Origin of the sequence: Chitinophaga sp. OAE865 (assembly GCF_040546735.1) — a bacterium.
GTDB lineage: Bacteria > Bacteroidota > Bacteroidia > Chitinophagales > Chitinophagaceae > Chitinophaga > Chitinophaga polysaccharea_A.
This window is the reverse complement of the sequence record NZ_JBEPOF010000001.1, coordinates 7,281,105-7,300,809: the sequence shown is the minus strand read 5'-3', so window position 1 is coordinate 7,300,809 and position 19,705 is coordinate 7,281,105. Positions and strand designations below refer to the sequence as shown.

Here is a 19,705-nt window from a genome sequence, read left to right as displayed (position 1 = left end):
AAATATGATCTTGCATACAGACGAGCAAACAATTGATGATCTCCGGATATTTGGTAAGCGGGATGCTGCAGGTATCTATGATATCTATAATCATACCCATACCCGGGGTGGAGAGAAGATACTGGAAGAAATGTTTCGTCACCCGCTTTCTGATAAAGACCAGATCAACCGGCGGAGTAGTATCATCGGGCATTTTGCCCGTTTAAACACGGTATTCCCTTTTGAAGCGCCATTGTTCGATATGGCCGAGAAATACCTGTCGCACGGTGACGGGCACACGCAGCACTCCGGCAGCCAGTTTGTGCTGAGCGAGAAAGATATTACCAATGGGGTAACAGCAGTGATATCGCTGCTACAGCAAACCAGGCAACTGATACAGGGCAGCGCTATTACCGCCATTGCTGCCTATGCACCGGAGCGGGCCGCCATCGAATCCCTGCTGGCCGTTCCCACACTGGAGCCGGCGTTGAACGAGAAACAAAAGAATAAATTGTCGTATGGCGCTATCACGGCATATGACCAGCTTTTCAGGACCAGGGAGCGTCATAGGATCATGCAGCTGCTGGGATACCTCTATGCGCTTGATGTATACCTGTCGGTGGCAAAAGTGGCAACAGACAAACGCCTGGTATTCCCCAGGGCATTGGACAAAGGTCCCTGTCAGCTGAAGCTGGAAGGCGTGTATCATCCGTCGCTTGCCCAACCGGTGGGCAATAATGTGACCATGAGCATTCAGCGCAATGTTATTTTCCTTACCGGCGCCAACATGGCGGGAAAGTCCACTTTCCTGCGTTCCATGAGTACTGCCTTATACATTGCGCATATGGGATTCCCGGTGGCGGCAAAGTCAATGGAGTTTGCCGTATTGGATGGTATCTACACTACTATTAATCTTCCTGATAACCTTGGTATCGGCGCCAGCCATTTTTATGCAGAAGTATTGCGTGTTAAAAAGATGGCGGCTGAACTGAAAAGCGGTAAATCGCTGCTGGTAATATTTGATGAGCTTTTCCGCGGTACCAATGTAAAGGATGCGCATGAGGCCACCGTTGCAGTGACCGCCGCATTTGCCCGGAAGAAGAACAGCATATTTGTGATCTCCTCGCATATCGTGGAAGCGGGAGAAGACCTGCGGAAAGAACCCGGCATCGGTTTCCTGTACCTGCCTACCCGGATGAAAGGGCATACACCGGAATATACTTATACACTGGAAGAAGGAATTACAGATGACCGCCATGGTATGCTGATCATCCGTAATGAAGGTATACTGGATATATTGAAAAATGGCCGTAAGCCTGGTAAGGTGGCAGAAGTAAAAAAAGACATTGCTAAAAAACAGATACAATAATCATGAGCTTTAGTATAGACAGGCAAACAATGGATGAACTGAACCTGCTGGGTAAGTACCGCAATGGTTCCGTATATCATTTGTTCAACCAGGTAAAAACAAGGGGCGGTGAGCGGTTATTGGACGGGATGTTCCAGCATCCGCTGGAAAACGCAGCTGCCATCAACGAAAGAAGTAACGTGTTCCGTTACTTTCAGCAGGCGGGCATGAGTTTCCCTTTTGATGTGGCGCAGGTCACTTCCATGAGGGAATACCTGGACAGCGGCACCGGTAAAAGTGCAGCATTTATGCTGGGAGATATTTTCGTGAAAAAGCTGCTTTCCGGTTTAACCCGTGATGAGCGTTACCGGAAAATTGTGCAGGGATTACAGGCTACCATTGTTATCCTGAAGAAATGTTATGCAGTGCTGGAGGAAATGGCGGCAGATGCCGGACCTTATGCCGGAAGGGTGGCAGCATTGCGGCAGGTACTGTCTGAAAAAGGGCTGGAACGCCTGCTGAATACGGATATTTACCAGGCCTTGCCTGTTAAAACACTGGCGCAGTACGACCACCTGTTAAAGGGCCGTTTTAGTAAAGAGATGGAGAATATCCTTTCATTTATTTATGAGCTGGATGTAAATATAGCTGTAAGTAACGTAGCCCGTTCCAGGGGTTTTACTTATGCCCAGGCGCTGGCGCCTGAAAAAAATATATTTGCTGTAACAGGGCTCGGGCACCCCTGTATTGAAAATGCGGTAGGTAATGACCTGTCCCTGCATGGGCATAGTAATGTGCTGTTTTTAACGGGTGCGAATATGGCTGGTAAATCCACGCTGATGAAATCCATTGGCATCGGGATGTACCTGGCGCATATGGGCTTCCCTGTTGCCGCCGAAAGGATGCAGTTTTCCGTACGTGAAGGGCTGTATTCATCCATTAACGTGTCGGACAATATCCATCTGGGGTACAGTCATTTTTATGGAGAAGTGGTAAGGGTGAAGCAGGCCGCACTGGCCGCGGCTACCGGGCAACGCCTGTTGCTGATGTTTGATGAGCTGTTTAAAGGCACCAATGTAAAAGATGCCTATGATGGTACGCTGGCTGTAACAGCTGCATTTGCCGGATATACCGATTGTTTGTTCATCGTTTCCACTCATATCATTGAAGTAGGAGAAGCCTTGCAGGAATATGAAAATATCCGGTTTGCCTTTTTACCTACCGTGATGGAGGGTTCCCGGCCACGTTATACCTATAAGCTGGAAGAAGGTATCACGGAAGACCGGCAGGGAATGATGATCATCCGGAATGAAGGGATACTGGAGATGATCGGGGAGTGATGGATCCCGGTTATTATCAGCAATTATTCCTTTTGCACTTCCTCCGCCATCAGCCAATTGCGGGGAGAGTAAACAGTGGTTGATTCTAAGTTCCGCTTGTCAATTGCATTTTTATAGCTTGATTTTTTGATTATTTTTACATTTCAACTAAAAATCGGGCTGCAAATTTGTCGCGGAAATCTTTCTATAATGAGTATCAGCTTTTGCGGGGATTGACTTCGGGGGATACATTGCATTATTCTTATATCTTTAAAGAGTATTATAATGCGCTTTGCCACTACGCCGAATCGATCATCGGCGAGCCGGGGCATGCAGAAGATATTGTGCAGGATGTTTTTGAAAGATTATGGCAGAAGCCATATGCGTTTGAAGACCTCCGGCATCTGAAAGATTTTCTTTACAAGGCTACACGTAATGCAGCCCTTAATTTTCTGAAAGGGGCGCAGCATAGCAAGGAACGCCAGGCCAGATTTCTTCACGAGCAGGAAGACGCGGCCACCGCGCAGGAGCTGGACATCATCCGCATGGAGGTTTTCAGGATGATCTACCGCGAGATCAGCAACCTGCCGGAGCAATGCGGGAAGATCGTCCGCATGAGTTACATCGACGGACTTAAAAATGAACAGATCGCCGACATCCTTTCCATTTCACTCCAAACGGTTAAAAACCAGAAAACCCGGGGCATGAAGCTGCTGAGAATGCGCCTGTCGCCGGCTGTAATTACCTTATTCCTGTCATTTTCCCTCCACTCATAATTTTTTTTCGGTTCTTTTAGTACAACCGGGATACCATGTTGTAATAAGATAAACACATCAGACATGGCGTCTTCTTTAAACGATCCATTCGTCATAGCAACGCTTATTTTCCGTTCGCAACAGGGTATGCTTACGGCCGATGAGCAGGATAAGCTGGATGCGTGGATCGCTGCCAGCGACGAAAACCGGCAGTTATGGATGGAATTGAACAATCCTGAGGTACGGCAGCAAAACGTGCGTGCAATGGGCCGGTTTAATGAAACCGCGGCGCTGGAACGATTTCTTTCCGGCAAACCTGTAAAATCAAACGTACACCGGATGCAGTTCCTTCACAAGTGGAGATGGGCGGCAGCAGTGCTTGTACTGGTGTTAGGCATATCAGCCTATTACCTGCTGACATATAACACGCAAAATTTTAACCGTTTGGGCCGGGAATCGGCCCGGTATGATATTCCACCGGGTAAAAACGGCGCCATTCTTACACTGGCAGACGGTACTCAACTGGTGCTGGACAGCCTGGGCGAAGGAAAAATCGCTACGCAGAGCGGCACTCAGATCTCGCTGAAGAATAATGAGCTTAAATACGATGCCAGTGCCGCAACAGACGGGGCGGCCCTCAATACTATTACCACACCCAAAGGCCGGCAGTACCACGTTATTCTTCCTGATGGAACGGAAGTATGGCTTAATGCAGCATCTTCCATACAATACCCCGTCGCTTTTAAGGGACAGGAGAGAAGGGTGAAGATCAACGGGGAAGTTTATTTTGAAGTAGCCGCCAGGAGCTGGCAACCTTTTGTAGTGGAAACCGACCGGATGAAACTGGAAGTACTGGGTACTTCATTTAATGTGAACACGTACGACGACGAGAAAACAATCCGCACAACACTATTGACCGGTGCTGTGAAAATAACGCCGCTGCCGCGCAGCAGGTATACCACCCAGCCCCAGGTGCTTGTGCCCGGGCAAACAGGGATTTTAAGCAAACCGGATGCATCAGCGGCAGCTACGCTGACCGTAACGGAAACACCCGACCCGGGTAAAATCATCGCATGGAAAAACGGCCTGTTTAATTTTGACGGCATGGATCTGTACAGCGTAATGCGCCAGTTGGAAAGATGGTACAATATAGATGTACAATACATCGGAAAGCCGGATAATGTAATCTTTAAAGGAAAAATGCACCGCAATACCAATTTATCTGATGTATTAAAAGTGTTGGAAATGATGGATGTTAATTTCGAACTGAAAGGGAATGTTTTGTATGTAAAATAGCGGGTAGTAAAAGAGGTTGCTAAAACAAAACCGGAAGTGCTCGCGACACTCCCGGCGAATGTTCAAGTAATGTAATAATCACAATCAGGAAGGACTGTTTATTTATTCACTTAAACATTCCGCCCCTTATGAGAAGGGGCGGATCATGCGAAGTTATGCCAATTATTTTTAATTGCACACGGTTTCCCTATGGATGGAAACGTAGCTCAACCAAATCTCTGTTAGTTATGAAGCTAACATTCTTTCTCCTTACCGTGGTCCTGCTGCAGGTGTCTGCCAGAGGCCTTTCACAGAACATCAGCTTTAACGGTAAAAACGTTGCACTGGAAAAAGTTTTCGCAGCGGTAGAATCGCAAACTGATTATGTTTTCCTGTATAAGGCTACCGTTTTATCGGTAGCAAAACCGGTCACCATCAATGCACGGGGAACAGACCTGGGCGCCTTTCTCAATAAGGTATTTGAGAACCAGTCACTGACCTACCGGATCATCGACAAGAACATCCTGGTGTCCCGGAAAGATCCTGTGCCGGCTGTTGATACAGTGCCGGCGAAACAGGAAATGATAAACGTCTATGTTTATTCTTCCGGTTATACACCATTGGTCAGCGCTACTGTCAGCAATCTTACCGACAAACGGAATTATCTGACTGCAGGGAACGGCTCTGTACAGGTGCCGGTAAGGATGGGCGACCAGATGCGGATCAGCTATATCGGGTATGTGGATCACCTGTTTAAAATAACGGAGCCCATTGCTGCTGCAAAGTCGTACAACATAGAACTGGCGCTCTCAGAAAATAAACTGGATGAGGTGCAGGTCACTGTTTTGGGTACCACTAATAAAAGGACCGGTACAGCCAATATTGCTACCGTAAAAGCCAGTGATATTGAAAGACAGCCTGTGGTAAATGTGCTGGATGCGATTGCGGGCCGTGTGCCCGGCCTGAGGATCAGCCAGTCGGCCAACACGGCGGGCGCCAGGAAAGTGGAATTACGCGGGCGCAATGTGCTCAATGAATATAGTTATACAGACCCGCTTTATGTGGTAGACGGCTTACCGATTGCTACTTTGTCCGTTAATCCATTGGGAGCAGGCACACCTGTTCAGGGTGGCTATTCCACTTCAGAAAGCCCGCTGTACATGATCAATCCACTGGACATTGAAAGCGTGGACGTACTGAAAGATGCAGATGCTACCGCATTGTATGGCTCCAGGGCGGCGAACGGCGTGATCCTCATCACTACCAAAAAAGGAAAGCCAGGTCCTACCAGGTTTAACGTGAGCTACTCCAAAGTTTTTTCAGGCGTACAGCGTTACATGGATATGATGAATACGGAACAATACCTGGCGGTGAGAAGGGAAGCCATGCTGAATGATGCCGCTGCTCCCACCAGGGATAATACCCCGGATCTCACCATCTGGGATCCTAAAGCCTATACCGACTGGCAACGCGCCTTCTTCAAAAATGAGCAGTCGAACGATGTACAGCTGAGCGTGGAAGGCGGCCTGCTGCTCAATACCTACCGCGTAAGCGTGGGATATACCTCCACAACGGAAATGTACAACCAGGGCAGGGGGAATGACCGTTTAACGGTGGGGATATCGTTCAACCACCGAAGCCCGAACGGCAAGCTGCAGCTGGAGCTTTCTACCAATAATACTTACTCTAATAATGAAACGGCTGCCACGTTCGACTTTTTCTCGCTGCCACCCAATGCTCCGGGCATTTATGATGAGAACGGGGAATACAACTTTGCCCCGTACAGAACCCAGTATGCAAGCAATTATCCATTCAGCGGTATTAAAAACTGGGGAGAAAATCAAACGCTGAAAAATCAGACCAATGTTGGGTTTACTTACGAAATACTCAAGGACCTTACAGCGGGCGTTCGCTTCAGCGGGGAATTTTTTTCCAATAAATCAGGCAACTATATGCCTAAAGCAGGGAAGGATCCCCTGTTCTCTCCTATAAGCATGGCTTTTTTCGGCACTGGTTCCGGAAAGAGCCTGCTGATAAGGCCGAATATCAATTATGTTAAACTGTTCGGAGGCGCCAGGGTGTCTGCTTCCCTGGCTGCTGATTACAGTTATGCCGACCAGGATGCAGTAACGCTGATTGGGATGATGTTTTCAAACGATAACCTCATCAAAAGCTACTCGAATGCCCAGGTGGTACAGGCCACGAATAGTTTTGCCCAGCTGAAAGTTGTATCCCTGCTGGCAACGGTGGCTTTCGACTGGCAAAGTAAGTACATCGTTAGTTTAAACGGCAGAAGAGATGGCTCCTCGCGTTTCGGAAGCGGCGCCCGTTTCGGGAACTTTGGCTCCGCAGGGGTTTCATGGGTTTTATCAAACGAAGATTGGTTTAAGGACGCCGATATGAATTGGCTGAGCTTTGCTAAAATAAGATCTACCTACGGCGTTATGGGAAATGCCAATGTAGGCGATTATCAATATCTCTCCCGCTGGTCGAATATTTTAACGGGTTACCTTGATAAATTACCTGACTACGATGATCAGTCCATCTATACGCTCATACAACCCGTTAACCAGAAATACAGCTGGTCCAGCGCCAGTAAGTTTGAAGTGGGCGCACGGTTAGGATTTTTCAACAGCATGCTGAATATTGAAGGTAACTTCTACAGCAACAGGGATGGGAAGCAATTGACAAGCATTACTACGCCGGCCTTCACGGGTTTCCCTGCTGTGGTGGGCAACTGGCCCGCTGTTATCCGGAACAGGGGAGTGGAACTGATGCTGGATGGAACCATCCTGAACACGAATACATGGGGGCTCACTGCACGTTTCCAGGTAAGTAAGAACAGTAATACGCTGGTAGCCTTCCCCGGGCTGGAAGATTCTCCCTATAAAGATATGTACAGGATAGGCGCTTCCGTAACCACCAAGTCCTACTCACACTATATCGGCATCAACCCGATGAAAGGAACACCTGTGTTCGAGGACCACAACGGGGATGGAATGAGCCCTGTGGGAATGAGTTCCACGAATTTCCCGGATCCGGAGCTGGATGACCATTACAGGATGATTGACCTGAACCCAGACTATTTTGGCGGGATGGGCCTCCGGGTAGATTTCAAACGGGTACTCTCGCTGGATGCACAATTCAGTTTTGAAAAATCCCTGGTAGCAGACCAGTTGAATAACGTAGGGTACGGAGGTATGTCCAACATGGTGTTGTACGATGAGATTGAAAAAAGACACTGGCGGCAACCAGGCGACAAAGCATTGTATGCAATGTATTCCGGCAGGAACAGCGGCGGTTTTTTCGGATCGGATGCCTACTATGCCAAAGGTGCCTATATCAGCCTGGACAATCTTAGCTTGTCGTACCTGCTGCCAGCAGCATGGCTAAAGAAGGTGGGCATGAAACAGGGATCGGTTTCCGTGAATTCGTCAAAGATTTTCAAACTATCGCAATACAGGATGTCTGATGTTGAATTGGGCACCACGCCACAGATCAGGAGGATTGCCGCTAACCTGAGATTAAGCTTCTAAAATCAATCGTATGAAAAAAAATATTTTCAGTATAACTACAGCCGGTGTTTTCCTGTCAGCATTACTGATAACGGGTTGCAATAAAATGCTGGATATAAAGGACCCGATAAATTCGATCACCACCAACCAGGTTTTCCAGTCGGACGACCAGGCATCTATTGCGCTCAACGGTTTATATTCTTACCTGATCAGCGGGGGAGAAAATGAAGTCAATGCGTTTGGAAAACTGGGCAACGTTTTATACAGCGCCGGGGGGATTACACTGGCTGCCGGCCATTCGGCGGATGAACTATATCATCCTTCACTCGGCGGAGACGATGAGTATTTCGTGGAAACAGCCAACAGGATCACATTGCAGAATATTGGCTATTCCCCGAAAATATGGAAGTCGGCTTATAAAGGGATCTTCAACGCCAATGCGCTGATAGAAGGGGTGAAAACCGCTACGTCAAAAGAGTTTACGCAGGCCTACAGGAAACGGGTACTGGGCGAAGCGCTGGCAGTAAGGGCTATGGGATATTTTTACCTGGTAAACCTGTTCGGCAAAATTCCCCTTGCCTTATCCATCGATTATAATGATACACAGAAACTCCCTTCCGCCAGCCCTGACGTTGTATACCAGCAGATCATCAATGACCTGGAAGAAGCGTCGGGGTATCTTTCTGAAAATTATGACGGCAATAATACAGAGCGTATCCGGATCAATAAATGGTATGTTAAAGCCATGCTGGCACGGGTTTACCTGTTTACCAAAAACTACGGCAAAGCCTGGCAGTATGCCAATGATGTGATTGGCCGGACAGACCTGTTTCAATTAGAAAACCTGAACACTGTGTTCAGCATCTCCAGCAGGGAAGTCATCTTCCAGTTGAAACAGAACAATATTTCGGGAACGCTGGGCAATGCTACACCTGAACAATATGCTATGGCAGGCCGGTACCTTACGCCATCGCTAATGAATGCTTTCGAAGCGGGTGATAACAGGAAAACGGCATGGACGGAGGCTGTGGTTGGCGGGCCATATACCCCTTCCGGTTTTTACCCGGCCAAATATAAGATCAACTCCACCAACCGTGTGATAAACGGATACAGATCCGAATATTATGTAGTGATGCGGCTTGCGGAAATGTACCTCGTAAGGGCGGAAGCAAATATGTTGCAGGGTGCGGGCAATAAAAATGCAGTGATCGATGATCTGAACGCTATCAGGAAACGCGCCGGGTTAAAGGAGCTGCCTTATACTTTAACTGATCAGCAGGTAACGGATGCCATAGCCCACGAAAGGCAGACAGAGTTATTCGCGGAATGGGGACATCGCTGGCTGGATCTGAAAAGGACGGGCAAGGCTACACAGGTGCTTTCGGGGATATCTTACAAACAGCCGTGGAACCCTTACCAGTTGCTGTACCCGGTTCCCCCGGACGAAATCCGCTGGGACAATAATCTCTCCCAGAATATAGGGTACAACTAAAAAGTGATCATCATTAAATCCAGAAAGATGTTTCAATTCAGCTATAAAAAATATATCAAAGCAGGCCTGTTAGCCGGGTGGATGCTGATATCAGGTACTTCCTGTAAGAAGGAATTACGGGAAGAGATATTTCCGGCGTCTCTGACAATTGTGAATGGAATTAACGACAATACTTCCTTCCTGACCGCCTATTTTGGAAATTCACAGCCCAAAGTTTATGGTAAGCTGTCTTATATCAGCAATGGCAGCTCTTTTGATTATGCTACCGATAAAATGGAGCAACCGCTTACATTGTTCAGGAACAATGACACACTTCAGCCCGGTAACCCTTTCCTGAAAACAAGCCTGCAACTAACGCCGGGCGGGATCTTTACACATTTTGTGTATGGTAGTCCAACGAAAGTGAAGCAAAAAACCGTAAAGGAACAACTTCCTTCCCGCAGCCTGAACGACAGTGTAGCGAACCTCCGGATTATTAATCTCTTTGATAACAGGCCTATTGATGTGATACAACTGGAACCGGTACCGGGAACCATGGTCTCCAACCTGGCCTATGAGCAACTCACTGATTTTATAAAAATTCCGGTGAATGCATCTGTAAACAACTTCCGTTTTGAAGTGAAAGATCATGCAACAGGCGTTACACTGGCCACTATGTCCGAAATAAATATCTTTCCTGGCACAACTGCACTGAATACCCAATGGCTGTTTAAGGCACGTACGATGCTGGTAATCGGCACATGGACCTCAGAGGATGTTTTTTCGGCCAGTGCAAAAAGTATCGGTCATTTTTAATCCAAGTTTTTAATCATAAGTAACATTATATGCAGCCTATATTAAAGGTGGAGAACCTATCGCATAAGTATGCCAGTTCCTGGGCCATACGCGAAATAAATTTTGAGATCAATGATACCGGTGTTGTCGGATTGCTGGGTTCGAACGGAGCGGGCAAGTCTACCACTATGAATATCATCTGCGGCACCCTTCTGCAAACGGAAGGGAATGTTGCCATCAATGGGTTGAACATCAAAGATGATCCTATTGAGTACAAAAAGCAGATCGGCTTTTTACCACAGCAGGCGCCCCTGTATATGGACTTTACTGTACAGGAATACCTGGAGTATTCTGCACAGCTAAGACTGATGGATAAACGCCTGATCAAAAAGGCAGTGGACGAAGTACTTGAGAAAACGTCTATCACGCAGATGAGGTCACGTCTTATAAAGAATTTATCGGGCGGATACCGCCAGCGGGTTGGTATCGCGCAATCCATCATCAATAAACCGAAAGTGGTGATCCTTGATGAGCCTACCAATGGCCTCGATCCTAACCAGATCATTGAAGCAAGGAAACTGATAAAGGAAATTGCGCAGGACCATGCGGTGTTATTATCGTCGCACGTATTGTCTGAGGTTAACCTGCTTGCCAAAGAGATCATCATGATCGAATCCGGGCAGGTGGTGTTTTCTGATACCCTCGATGCTTTTAATAACATACTGCAGCCTAATACCATGGTAGCCAGAATGCTCCATATGCCTGCGCCGGAAGAATTGCTGGCGATGGAAGATGTACAGAAAGTAGAGTTGCTGCCGGATAACAAATGCCGGATCTGGTTCCAGCCCAACGACGACCTGGCTGAAAGAATTGTAAGGAAGAGCGCAGAGAAAAACTGGAGACTCACTTCTATTCACACAGAATCTTCCGGTATGGACGATGTATTCAAACAATTATCATCAAATTCTTCTTCAACCTTACACTAATGAGAGTAGTTTTTAATATAGCGCGGGCAGAATTGCGGTACTTCTTCTTTTCGCCGATCGCATGGTTTGTATTGATTTTATTCCTGATGTCCAGTGCGGGCCTCATTATGGGAAACCTGGCGGATACTGCACTGCAGCAAGATACCCTGCTTGAGTTGCAGGGGAGTGCTTTCAGCGGGTTTCTTAATATGCCGCTGACCAAATTGGTGATCGGCAAGGGGCTCGATACGGTGCTGATGATCTTCTTTTTGTTTATTCCGCTGCTGACCATGGGCGTGATCAACCGTGAATATGCCGGAGGAACTATTAAGTTACTTCATTCGTCACCTGTGAAAACGCGGCAGATCATCCTGGGTAAGTTCCTGGGAGTATACAGTTTTGTGTGCCTGATGATCCTGATTTTCCTGGCGGAGGTGATTGTACTGACCTTTTCTATTAAGAATGTAGAGTTCCTGCATATCATGGCAATGGTGCTGGGTTTCTTTTTACTGGCAGCGATGTATGTGGCAGTGGGTATGTATATCTCCAGTTTAACGGCTTACCCGATCGTTGCGGGGATCGGAACATTTGTGGTGCTGATCCTGTTCACCATGTTAAACATAATGTTCCAAGGAACGGATTATGTGCGGGATGTCACCTATTTCCTTTCCAGCTCAGGACGGGTCGAGAACCTGTTGGCCGGCCTGATCACGACAAAGGATCTCGTTTACTTTTTGAGTATTATTTGTCTTTTTATCATATTCACCATCATCAAAACGAAATCTGTTACCGAGTCAAAGTCATGGCGTGTATCGGCAGGCAGATACCTGACTGCATTCGCGGTAACGGTTGTTATACTCGTTGTTAGCTCCCGGCACGGGCTGATAGGGTATTGGGATGTGACGAGAGGCAAAGTAAATACGCTCCATGAAAATACACAGGGAGTATTGAAACAGCTGGACGGATCGCCATTGAAGATAACCCTGTATACTAACCTGCTGGGGTATAACCTGGGCAGTGGATTACCTGCTGCGCGCAATAACTACCTGTGGAACTTCTGGGCCAGGTATCGCCGCTTTTATAACAATATGGAGTTTGAATATGTGTATTATTATGACGTGACCAGGGGAGACAGTTCAATATTCCAGTCATACCCTGGAAAATCGCTGGATGAAATCGCAGAGAAGTATGCGGAAATGTATAAAACCGACCTTTCTATCTATAAAAAACCAGCAGAGATCAGGAAGCTCATCGACCTGGAGTCGGAAACAAAAGGCTTACTGATGCAGGTGGAGTATAAAGGGAAGAAGACGTTCCTGAGAACCTATCCCGATCCGGAGGTTTTCCCGTATGAGAAACATGTTTCCGGCAGCCTGCTGCGTTTAATTAATGATACAACGCCTACGTTTAAATTCCTTACAGGTCACTATGAGCGTTCACCTCTTAAGTTCGGTGAACGGGAATATGGGAGCCATGCTGTCAACAAATTATCCAGGCTTGCGCTGATCAATATGGGATTAAATTTCGATACTATCCCGGCCGTGGGCGCCGGTAAGTTTGGCCCAGGGGATGTACTGGTGATATCAGATCCGAAATCAATACTGGATAATGGGCTTATCGATAGTGTTAAACACTATATCGACAGAGGGGGAAATGCTATATTCTATTCCGAACCAGGCAAGCAGTTTATCATGAACCCGATTCTGAATCATGTAGGAGTGAATGCAGATGAAGGGACTATTGTACAGCTGAACCCGCAGGATATGCCTCACAAGTTTTTGGGATTGATCGCGAAGAAAGGTACAGACATGGCTGATGAACAGCCGTTTTTTTACCTGAGGAACGGTATCGTCAAAGCCTGCTATACCGCTATTGTTGGCGCCAGTGTATTGAGTTATTCTGATACTACAGGATTTAAGGTAGAGCAGATCACCACTTTACATAACAATGCAAATACCTGGGTAGAAAGAGGCGTGTTGGTTGTAGACTCCGCAGCGCCGGTATTCAATACCGCAGAAGGAGATTACAGGAGAGAAGCACCTTATCCTGTGGGTTTGCAACTTACGCGGAAAATGGGCAGCAAATTGCAGAAGATCATTATTTCCAGCGATGCGGACATGATGTCTTCGGCAAGAGGAGATGGAAAGGATTATGGCAATGCCTTCTACAGCTACACAGTTGATAACAGGTACCCGGTTTATCATAATTTCAAAGTGCCCACAGATATATGGCTGACGATTAAAAAGGGCCCGGCGCAAACATTGAAGACGATACTTCAATATGTAATACCCGCTTTGATCCTGGTGGCAGCTATCATCATACTGATAAGAAGAAAACGCAAATAGCGGGTACTTTAATTGTTTCATAAAAAGTATAATTATGTATTTGCAGACAGATATGCAGACGATAGATGATCTGCGCTTGTTTTCCAAAGCAGACACACAGGGCATTTATGATATTTATAACCATTCATTCACCCGTGGGGGGCAAACCATCATGGAAGCCATGTTCAGGAAGCCGCTGAACAACAGGGAAGCTATCATCAAACGGATCAATACTATTGCCGCATTCGTGAAAATGAAGGCCAGCTTTCCCTTTGATGGCGCCATGCTGGACCAGGCAGAGAAATACATCTCATTTGACGATAACCCGGATGGCGGAGCAAAAGTGTCGCTCAGTGAGAAGGAGGTACAGAATGGAATTATTTCGGTGATCGATCTTTTCCATACGCTCAGAAAGTACCTGGAATCGGCGGAAATAGCAGGGGTGAAAGAGCTGGAGGAAGAACGGCTGGCAGCTATAGCGGTGTTGAATGACCCTGCTTTTGCACCTGTATTTAACGAAAAACCGAATGCCCGACTTTCATTCGCCGCCGTTACGGCTTTTGATGTATTGATCCGTAGCAGGGAGAAAGGGAAAGTGCTGCAACTACTGCATTTTATTTATCATATAGATGTGTATATTTCAGTGGCGCAGGTTACCACGAAACATAACATGGTATTCCCGGTGGTGCACCCGAAAGGGACCAGTATTTTAAAAGTGGATGGTGTATACCATCCGCTTTTAAAAAATGCAGTTGCCAATACCCTTCATATGGGCCCTTCCTGTAACCTGGTTTTTCTTACCGGCGCCAATATGGCCGGGAAGTCTACCTTCCTGCGTTCGTTCAGTACCGCAGTTTATATTGCGCATATGGGTTTCCCGGTTGCTGCAGCGGCCATGGAATTTTCCGTGATGGACGGCGTATATACAACGATCAACCTGCCTGATAACCTGGGCATAGGGGCCAGTCATTTCTACGCGGAAGTGTTGCGTGTAAAGAAAATAGGGCAGGAGCTCAGTGAGGGGAAATCACTGTTTGTATTGTTTGATGAACTGTTCCGGGGCACCAATGTGAAGGATGCGCTGGAAGGAACCCTGGCTGTTTGTAATGCGTTTACCAACCGGAAAGACAGTAAGTTCATTATCTCCTCTCATATTATAGAAGCTGCAGACGAACTACGGAAAAAGGAAAGCGCCGCGTTTTATTTTCTTCCCACCGTGATGAAGGGGACTGTACCAGAATACACGTATACCCTGCAGGAAGGCGTTACCAATGATAAGCATGGAATGATCATTATTAATAATGAAGGTATCCTGGATATTCTTAAGCAGGGAAACAAAGGTGGAAAAAGATTAAATAAGCAGTTATGAGTTTTAAAATAGATCGCCAATCGATAGGGGAGCTAAACCTCATGGGGAAATTCCGTCAGGGGTCAGTATACTTTTTATTCAATAAGGTGAGAACACGGATCGGGGAGAAACTGATGGATGAGATGTTTTCACATCCGCTGAATGATGCCGCTGCTATCAACCGGCGGGTATCAATTTTTGAGTTTTTTGAAGAGAAGAGCGTCGCATTCCCTTTTGAGGCCGACCAGGTTGCCCTGATGCGGGAATATATTGACACTACAGCAGGAAGATCGCAATGGGCCATTACGGTGGACCTGCAACTGCAAAAATTACTGGCGGCCCTCACGAAAGACGGGCGTTTCAAAAACACGCTGTTGCAATTGCAGGCAACGATCGTAACGTTGAAGAAGTGTTTTGGATTGCTGGAGTTACTGAAGCGGGAAAACGGTCCTTTGCAGGAACGTGTGGAAGGCTTGCTGGCTATTATGCACCAAAAGGATATCCGCAGGATCCTGGACAGCGACATCTACAAGCCGATGTCAACCGCAACGGTATCCGGGTATGATTTCCTGCTACGCAACAGGCACAACGAAGCTATGAAAGACGTGTTGCGGTTTATTGCGGAAGCGGATGTATACATCGCGGTCAGCAATGTATCGCGCGAGCGGCATTTTTGTTACGCGACGGCGGTGGATAAAGCTGAAAACCTGTTCCATGCCCGGGGGCTCAGGCATCCCTGTATTTCAAAAGCGGTGGGTAACGACATACAAATGGTGGAGGGCAGCAATGTCCTGTTCCTGACGGGAGCGAATATGGCCGGAAAGTCGACCTGGATGAAATCAATTGGTATAGGTATGTACATGGCCCATATCGGCTTTCCTGTAGCCGCTTCCGAAATGGTGTTTTCGGTACGCGAAGGCATTTTCTCCAGCATCAACGTGGCCGATAATATATCGATGGGATACAGCCATTTCTATGCGGAAGTAGTAAGGGTGAAGGATGCTGCGCTGGCCGCAGCCAGCGGCGGGCATCTGCTGCTGATGTTCGATGAATTGTTTAAGGGCACCAATGTGAAAGATGCTTTTGATGGTACCCTGGCGGTTACAAAAGGGTTCTCCGAATACAACAATTGCCTGTTTATCGTATCCACCCATATCATTGAAGTGGGGGAAGCACTGAAAGACCTGCCCAATATACAGTTTCGGTTTATGCCCACCGTACTGGAGGGAAATGTGCCCAGGTATACCTACACTTTACAGGAAGGTATTACCGAAGACCGGCAGGGTATGATGATCATTGAAAACGAGGGAATCATCGCGCTTATCAATAAAATGTAATCCGGGAGAAACATTCACCTGGTTGTATCGCGGTAATATACCGTGTTGACTACCATTTTTTTAAATTATAAATAACATGAAGCAAATTTTTGCCTCAGGGATACTTATGTCCCTGCTCTCCACGTCTGCCCTGGCCCAGGTACAACCTTTTACCGGGTTTACCAGGCAGGATCTGAAAGATGATTTTAAATATGCCGTTGAGCTGTTGAGGAAGCAGCATCCCAACCCTTATAAGTTCACAGACACTGTTACGTTTAACAGGAAAATGGATTCCCTGATGAACCGGCTTGATAAAGATCCGTCGCTGTTAAGCGCTTTACGATATTCTCCTGTACAGTTATTCAATGATGTGCATCTGAAACTGGATTATGATGAGGAGCGTGTGGTGGACGTATTTTATGGTATTAATCACTTCCCGCTGGCCATTACCACTTTTAATGACAGGATCATTGTTAATGCCAAAGGAGAAACCATTCCTTTCGGTGCAGAGATACTGAGTATTAATAAAATGCCTGCTGCAAAGCTGCTCAGCGAAATCGGCTACGCCACTTATAGCGATGGCTTCATCAGAACGGGAACCGATCGTACCGCAACAAGTCTTAGTTTGTTTATCAGCCTCATTTTCCCGGAAGCCAACAGCTATGAAGTAGTATACAAGGAATATGGCGCTAAAAATCCCGCTACCATACTGCTGAAAGCAGTGGATGCTAAAACCGGTTATCATAACAGGAGCCTGGGAGAACTGCCCTTTAATACTTTCCTGAAGCGTGCCTATGTAACGAAGGAGTACCAGGATAAGGTATCTACCGCCATCCTGACCGTTCTTACATTTATGCTGCAGGAAAATGCCATGTATAAGGAGCTGAATGATTTTTTCGCAGAAGTAAAGAAGCGTAATATCAGCAACGTCATCATAGATATCCGGTCGAACGGCGGAGGCAATCCGAATATGTCTGCGTTGTTGTATTCCTTTGTGGCGTTACGTCCGTTCGACAATGTTTTCAATTACCGGACGAAGAACATACAGCTGCATGATCCCGAAAACCTGCTGAATGGTTATGGAACCAAAATGGCAGAAACGGAAGTAAAGGAAACCGAGAACTTCCTGAAGCAGCGGTTCGATTACGACAGTGCGGCAGGGTTTTACTATGGCAATGCGCGCCTGACAGAAGGTTCTATTTCCAACTATCCGCCCGATAAAAACAGCTTTAAAGGTAACGTGTATGTATTGATCAGCGGCGGTACGGTAAGCGCTGCCACCTACTTTGCCGCGCTGGTCAGGAATAACAAACGCGGCGTGCTGGTAGGCACTGAAACAGGTAGTGGCGAGGCATCCACTACGGCGGCATGGTTCAATACCTATATGCTGCCTAAAACGAAAAGTAAACTGACCGTTCCGATGAGCGAGGTGTATTTTATGAAGGCTAAGCAGGATAATGGGCGGGGCTGCCTGCCCGACAAGGAGCTGAGCTTTGAAGCGTTTCAGCAGTATATCCGAGCCGGCAAAGATCCGGAGATCCAATATACATTGGATATGATCCGGGGAGGAAAGTAATGGTATGCGGAAATCCCTGTATGCGGATGTAGCCGGTATTCATGGTACCGGCACAATCTTCTGCCGTAGCGGCTTCCATGGCCATTGTTAAAAGCGGTCCGTACTGGAAGTGCAGGTGAAAGTGTTGCAGCAGGCCACCTTAGGATCCGCGCAAGATCTTCTCCATTTTCCGCCCTTTTGCCAATTCATCCACCAGTTTATCCAGGTACCGGGCCTGTTGAGTTAAAGGATTTTCGATTTCCTCTACACGGTACCCGCAAATTACGCCGGTAATGAGGTGAGCATTGGGGTTTAGCGAAGCACGCTGAAAGAACGTTTCAAAAGTTACTTTTTCTTTTATCAATTCCTGCAGTTTCCTGTTATCGAAGCCTGTTAGCCATTCTATGACCTGATGTAACTCTTCGGTTGTTCTGCCCTTCTTTTCTATCTTTTGGACGTACAATGGATAGACCGAGGCAAAGATCATTTTTGCGATACGCTGATCCTGTGTGTTTGAATTGCCCATATCCTGTATTTTTAACGTTTCAGAATAATGTGTGTTGCATTTTCCCCGTTTATTTTTTCAACTTGATTGAAACCCAGGGCAGGTATATCAATTCCTGAAAAGAGGTGCTCTCCTGATCCGAAAAAAACGGGTGAGAATGTCAACTGCATTTCATCTATATAGCCTGCCCGTAAGAACTGATGGATCGTCGAAACTCCGCCCCCAATACGGATATCTTTTCCATTTGCCACCTTTTTGGCTTCCTCGAGCGCAGATTCAATACCACCTGTGACAAAGTGAAACGTTGTTCCTCCTTTCATCTCAAAAGATTCTCTTGCATGATGAGTTAAAACAAATACAGGAACATGATAAGGCGGTTTTTCGCCCCACCAGCCTTTCCATTCATCATCCGGCCAGGGGCCGCGGACCGGACCAAACATATTACGCCCCATGATCCAGGCGCCTATATTCTCCATTGACTTCTGAACGATGTTATTATCCACACCTGTTCCGCTGTTACCGTCTGTTTTTTGAAACATCCATGTGTGAAGTTCTTCGCCTCTTATGCCGAGTGGATCTTCCAGGCTCTGACGTGGTCCTGCTCCGAACCCATCCATGGAAACTGAAAATGCCGCTACTTTGATCTTGCTCATAACTTTTTTTTAGGTATTTCGTAATCAGAGGTTTGAGTAACGTTTGTGTATGATGCCGTAATTTTAATAGTAATAACCTTTTTTACCTTTTTATTGTGCGAACTTATTACACTAAAATTAATGATTATGAACTGGATTATTTTAATTATCGCCGGCCTGTTCGAGGTAGCATTTACCTCCAGCCTCGGAAAAGCAAAGGAATCAACAGGTACAGCCATGTATTTATGGTACGGTGCTTTCCTGTTTTCATTAGTGGCCAGTATGCTTTTACTGATGAAGGCTACTCAAAGTCTGCCTCTGGGAACCGCCTATGCTGTGTGGACAGGTATTGGCGCAGTTGGTACTGCCCTGATGGGGATCTTCGTTTTTAATGAACCTGCCCATTTTTGGAGAATGTTCTTTATTGTAACATTGATAGCCTCTATTGTTGGGTTGAAGGCGGCATCACATTAATCATCTTAAGATGAAGCGATATACACACGGATTAGGCGTTTTGTGCCGAAGGGAATTAAGCCCCGATAAACATCGGGGCCGTTTACCTAACCTACAACTGTTTACACTGTATGTGTAATTGTTACCCAT

General features: G+C 46.7%; 15 protein-coding genes. 13 read left to right on the top strand and 2 right to left on the bottom strand.

The annotated features are described in order from the left end of the window. Positions 1-4: 4 nt before the first annotated feature. The 12 genes from ABIE50_RS29055 (at position 5) to ABIE50_RS29000 (ending at position 17,986) form a co-directional block, all read left to right on the top strand. Positions 5-1,348 carry a MutS-related protein gene (locus tag ABIE50_RS29055; RefSeq protein ID WP_209862152.1) on the top strand — a complete coding sequence of 448 codons (1,344 nt, stop codon included), beginning with the start codon at positions 5-7 and terminating at the stop codon, positions 1,346-1,348. 2 nt (positions 1,349-1,350) lie between these two features. Continuing rightward, entirely contained in the window at positions 1,351-2,667 is a 1,317-nt protein-coding gene (locus ABIE50_RS29050) for a MutS-related protein (protein WP_209862149.1), read from the top strand. Positions 2,668-2,834: 167 nt separating this feature from the next. After that, on the top strand, positions 2,835-3,422 hold the full coding sequence (locus ABIE50_RS29045; protein WP_209862146.1) for an RNA polymerase sigma factor: 588 nt from the start codon (positions 2,835-2,837) through the stop codon (positions 3,420-3,422). Between the two features lie 63 nt (positions 3,423-3,485). Continuing rightward, on the top strand, positions 3,486-4,697 hold the full coding sequence (locus ABIE50_RS29040; protein WP_209862144.1) for a FecR family protein: 1,212 nt from the start codon (positions 3,486-3,488) through the stop codon (positions 4,695-4,697). A 227-nt stretch (positions 4,698-4,924) separates the two neighbouring features. Further along, complete coding sequence (locus ABIE50_RS29035) at positions 4,925-8,212, top strand: SusC/RagA family TonB-linked outer membrane protein (RefSeq protein WP_209862141.1); 3,288 nt, start codon at positions 4,925-4,927, stop codon at positions 8,210-8,212. Between the two features lie 10 nt (positions 8,213-8,222). Continuing rightward, positions 8,223-9,683: a RagB/SusD family nutrient uptake outer membrane protein gene (locus ABIE50_RS29030; protein ID WP_209862139.1), complete on the top strand. Its 1,461-nt coding sequence runs from the start codon at positions 8,223-8,225 to the stop codon at positions 9,681-9,683. Positions 9,684-9,710: 27 nt separating this feature from the next. Further along, complete coding sequence (locus tag ABIE50_RS29025; protein WP_209862137.1) at positions 9,711-10,478, top strand: hypothetical protein; 768 nt, start codon at positions 9,711-9,713, stop codon at positions 10,476-10,478. Between the two features lie 29 nt (positions 10,479-10,507). Beyond that, positions 10,508-11,443, top strand: a complete 936-nt coding sequence (locus ABIE50_RS29020) for an ABC transporter ATP-binding protein (protein ID WP_209862135.1) — start codon at positions 10,508-10,510, stop codon at positions 11,441-11,443. Continuing rightward, entirely contained in the window at positions 11,443-13,767 is a 2,325-nt protein-coding gene (locus ABIE50_RS29015) for an ABC transporter permease subunit (protein WP_209862133.1), read from the top strand. Before ABIE50_RS29020 ends, ABIE50_RS29015 begins: the two co-directional genes overlap by 1 nt. Positions 13,768-13,801: 34 nt before the next feature. Then, positions 13,802-15,115 (top strand): MutS-related protein, encoded by a 1,314-nt coding sequence (locus tag ABIE50_RS29010; protein ID WP_209862131.1) that lies wholly within the window; start codon positions 13,802-13,804, stop codon positions 15,113-15,115. Then, positions 15,112-16,431 carry a MutS-related protein gene (locus tag ABIE50_RS29005; RefSeq protein WP_209862128.1) on the top strand — a complete coding sequence of 440 codons (1,320 nt, stop codon included), beginning with the start codon at positions 15,112-15,114 and terminating at the stop codon, positions 16,429-16,431. Before ABIE50_RS29010 ends, ABIE50_RS29005 begins: the two co-directional genes overlap by 4 nt. A gap of 76 nt (positions 16,432-16,507) precedes the next feature. Next, complete coding sequence (locus ABIE50_RS29000; protein WP_209862125.1) at positions 16,508-17,986, top strand: S41 family peptidase; 1,479 nt, start codon at positions 16,508-16,510, stop codon at positions 17,984-17,986. Between the two features lie 139 nt (positions 17,987-18,125). On the opposite strand, the gene ABIE50_RS28995 is transcribed toward ABIE50_RS29000, so the two are convergent. Next, complete coding sequence (locus tag ABIE50_RS28995; RefSeq protein ID WP_142686355.1) at positions 18,126-18,491, bottom strand: DUF2200 domain-containing protein; 366 nt, start codon at positions 18,489-18,491, stop codon at positions 18,126-18,128. Between the two features lie 11 nt (positions 18,492-18,502). Further along, positions 18,503-19,123 carry a dihydrofolate reductase family protein gene (locus tag ABIE50_RS28990; RefSeq protein ID WP_209862122.1) on the bottom strand — a complete coding sequence of 207 codons (621 nt, stop codon included), beginning with the start codon at positions 19,121-19,123 and terminating at the stop codon, positions 18,503-18,505. Positions 19,124-19,249: 126 nt separating this feature from the next. Here ABIE50_RS28990 and ABIE50_RS28985 point away from each other — a divergent pair, with 126 nt between their 5' ends. After that, complete coding sequence (locus tag ABIE50_RS28985; RefSeq protein WP_142686357.1) at positions 19,250-19,576, top strand: DMT family transporter; 327 nt, start codon at positions 19,250-19,252, stop codon at positions 19,574-19,576. Positions 19,577-19,705 lie beyond the last annotated feature (129 nt).

What these genes read in the sequence shown, in the direction of transcription:
- ABIE50_RS28995 (WP_142686355.1), bottom strand. Translation starts at nt 18,491, where the DNA reads ATGGGCAATTCAAACACACAGGATCAGCGTATCGCAAAAATGATCTTT.
- ABIE50_RS28990 (WP_209862122.1), bottom strand. Translation starts at nt 19,123, where the DNA reads ATGAGCAAGATCAAAGTAGCGGCATTTTCAGTTTCCATGGATGGGTTC.
- ABIE50_RS29040 (WP_209862144.1), top strand. Translation starts at nt 3,486, where the DNA reads ATGGCGTCTTCTTTAAACGATCCATTCGTCATAGCAACGCTTATTTTC.
- ABIE50_RS29005 (WP_209862128.1), top strand. Translation starts at nt 15,112, where the DNA reads ATGAGTTTTAAAATAGATCGCCAATCGATAGGGGAGCTAAACCTCATG.
- ABIE50_RS29050 (WP_209862149.1), top strand. Translation starts at nt 1,351, where the DNA reads ATGAGCTTTAGTATAGACAGGCAAACAATGGATGAACTGAACCTGCTG.
- ABIE50_RS29030 (WP_209862139.1), top strand. Translation starts at nt 8,223, where the DNA reads ATGAAAAAAAATATTTTCAGTATAACTACAGCCGGTGTTTTCCTGTCA.
- ABIE50_RS28985 (WP_142686357.1), top strand. Translation starts at nt 19,250, where the DNA reads ATGAACTGGATTATTTTAATTATCGCCGGCCTGTTCGAGGTAGCATTT.
- ABIE50_RS29035 (WP_209862141.1), top strand. Translation starts at nt 4,925, where the DNA reads ATGAAGCTAACATTCTTTCTCCTTACCGTGGTCCTGCTGCAGGTGTCT.
- ABIE50_RS29020 (WP_209862135.1), top strand. Translation starts at nt 10,508, where the DNA reads ATGCAGCCTATATTAAAGGTGGAGAACCTATCGCATAAGTATGCCAGT.
- ABIE50_RS29010 (WP_209862131.1), top strand. Translation starts at nt 13,802, where the DNA reads ATGTATTTGCAGACAGATATGCAGACGATAGATGATCTGCGCTTGTTT.
- ABIE50_RS29000 (WP_209862125.1), top strand. Translation starts at nt 16,508, where the DNA reads ATGAAGCAAATTTTTGCCTCAGGGATACTTATGTCCCTGCTCTCCACG.
- ABIE50_RS29055 (WP_209862152.1), top strand. Translation starts at nt 5, where the DNA reads ATGATCTTGCATACAGACGAGCAAACAATTGATGATCTCCGGATATTT.
- ABIE50_RS29015 (WP_209862133.1), top strand. Translation starts at nt 11,443, where the DNA reads ATGAGAGTAGTTTTTAATATAGCGCGGGCAGAATTGCGGTACTTCTTC.
- ABIE50_RS29025 (WP_209862137.1), top strand. Translation starts at nt 9,711, where the DNA reads ATGTTTCAATTCAGCTATAAAAAATATATCAAAGCAGGCCTGTTAGCC.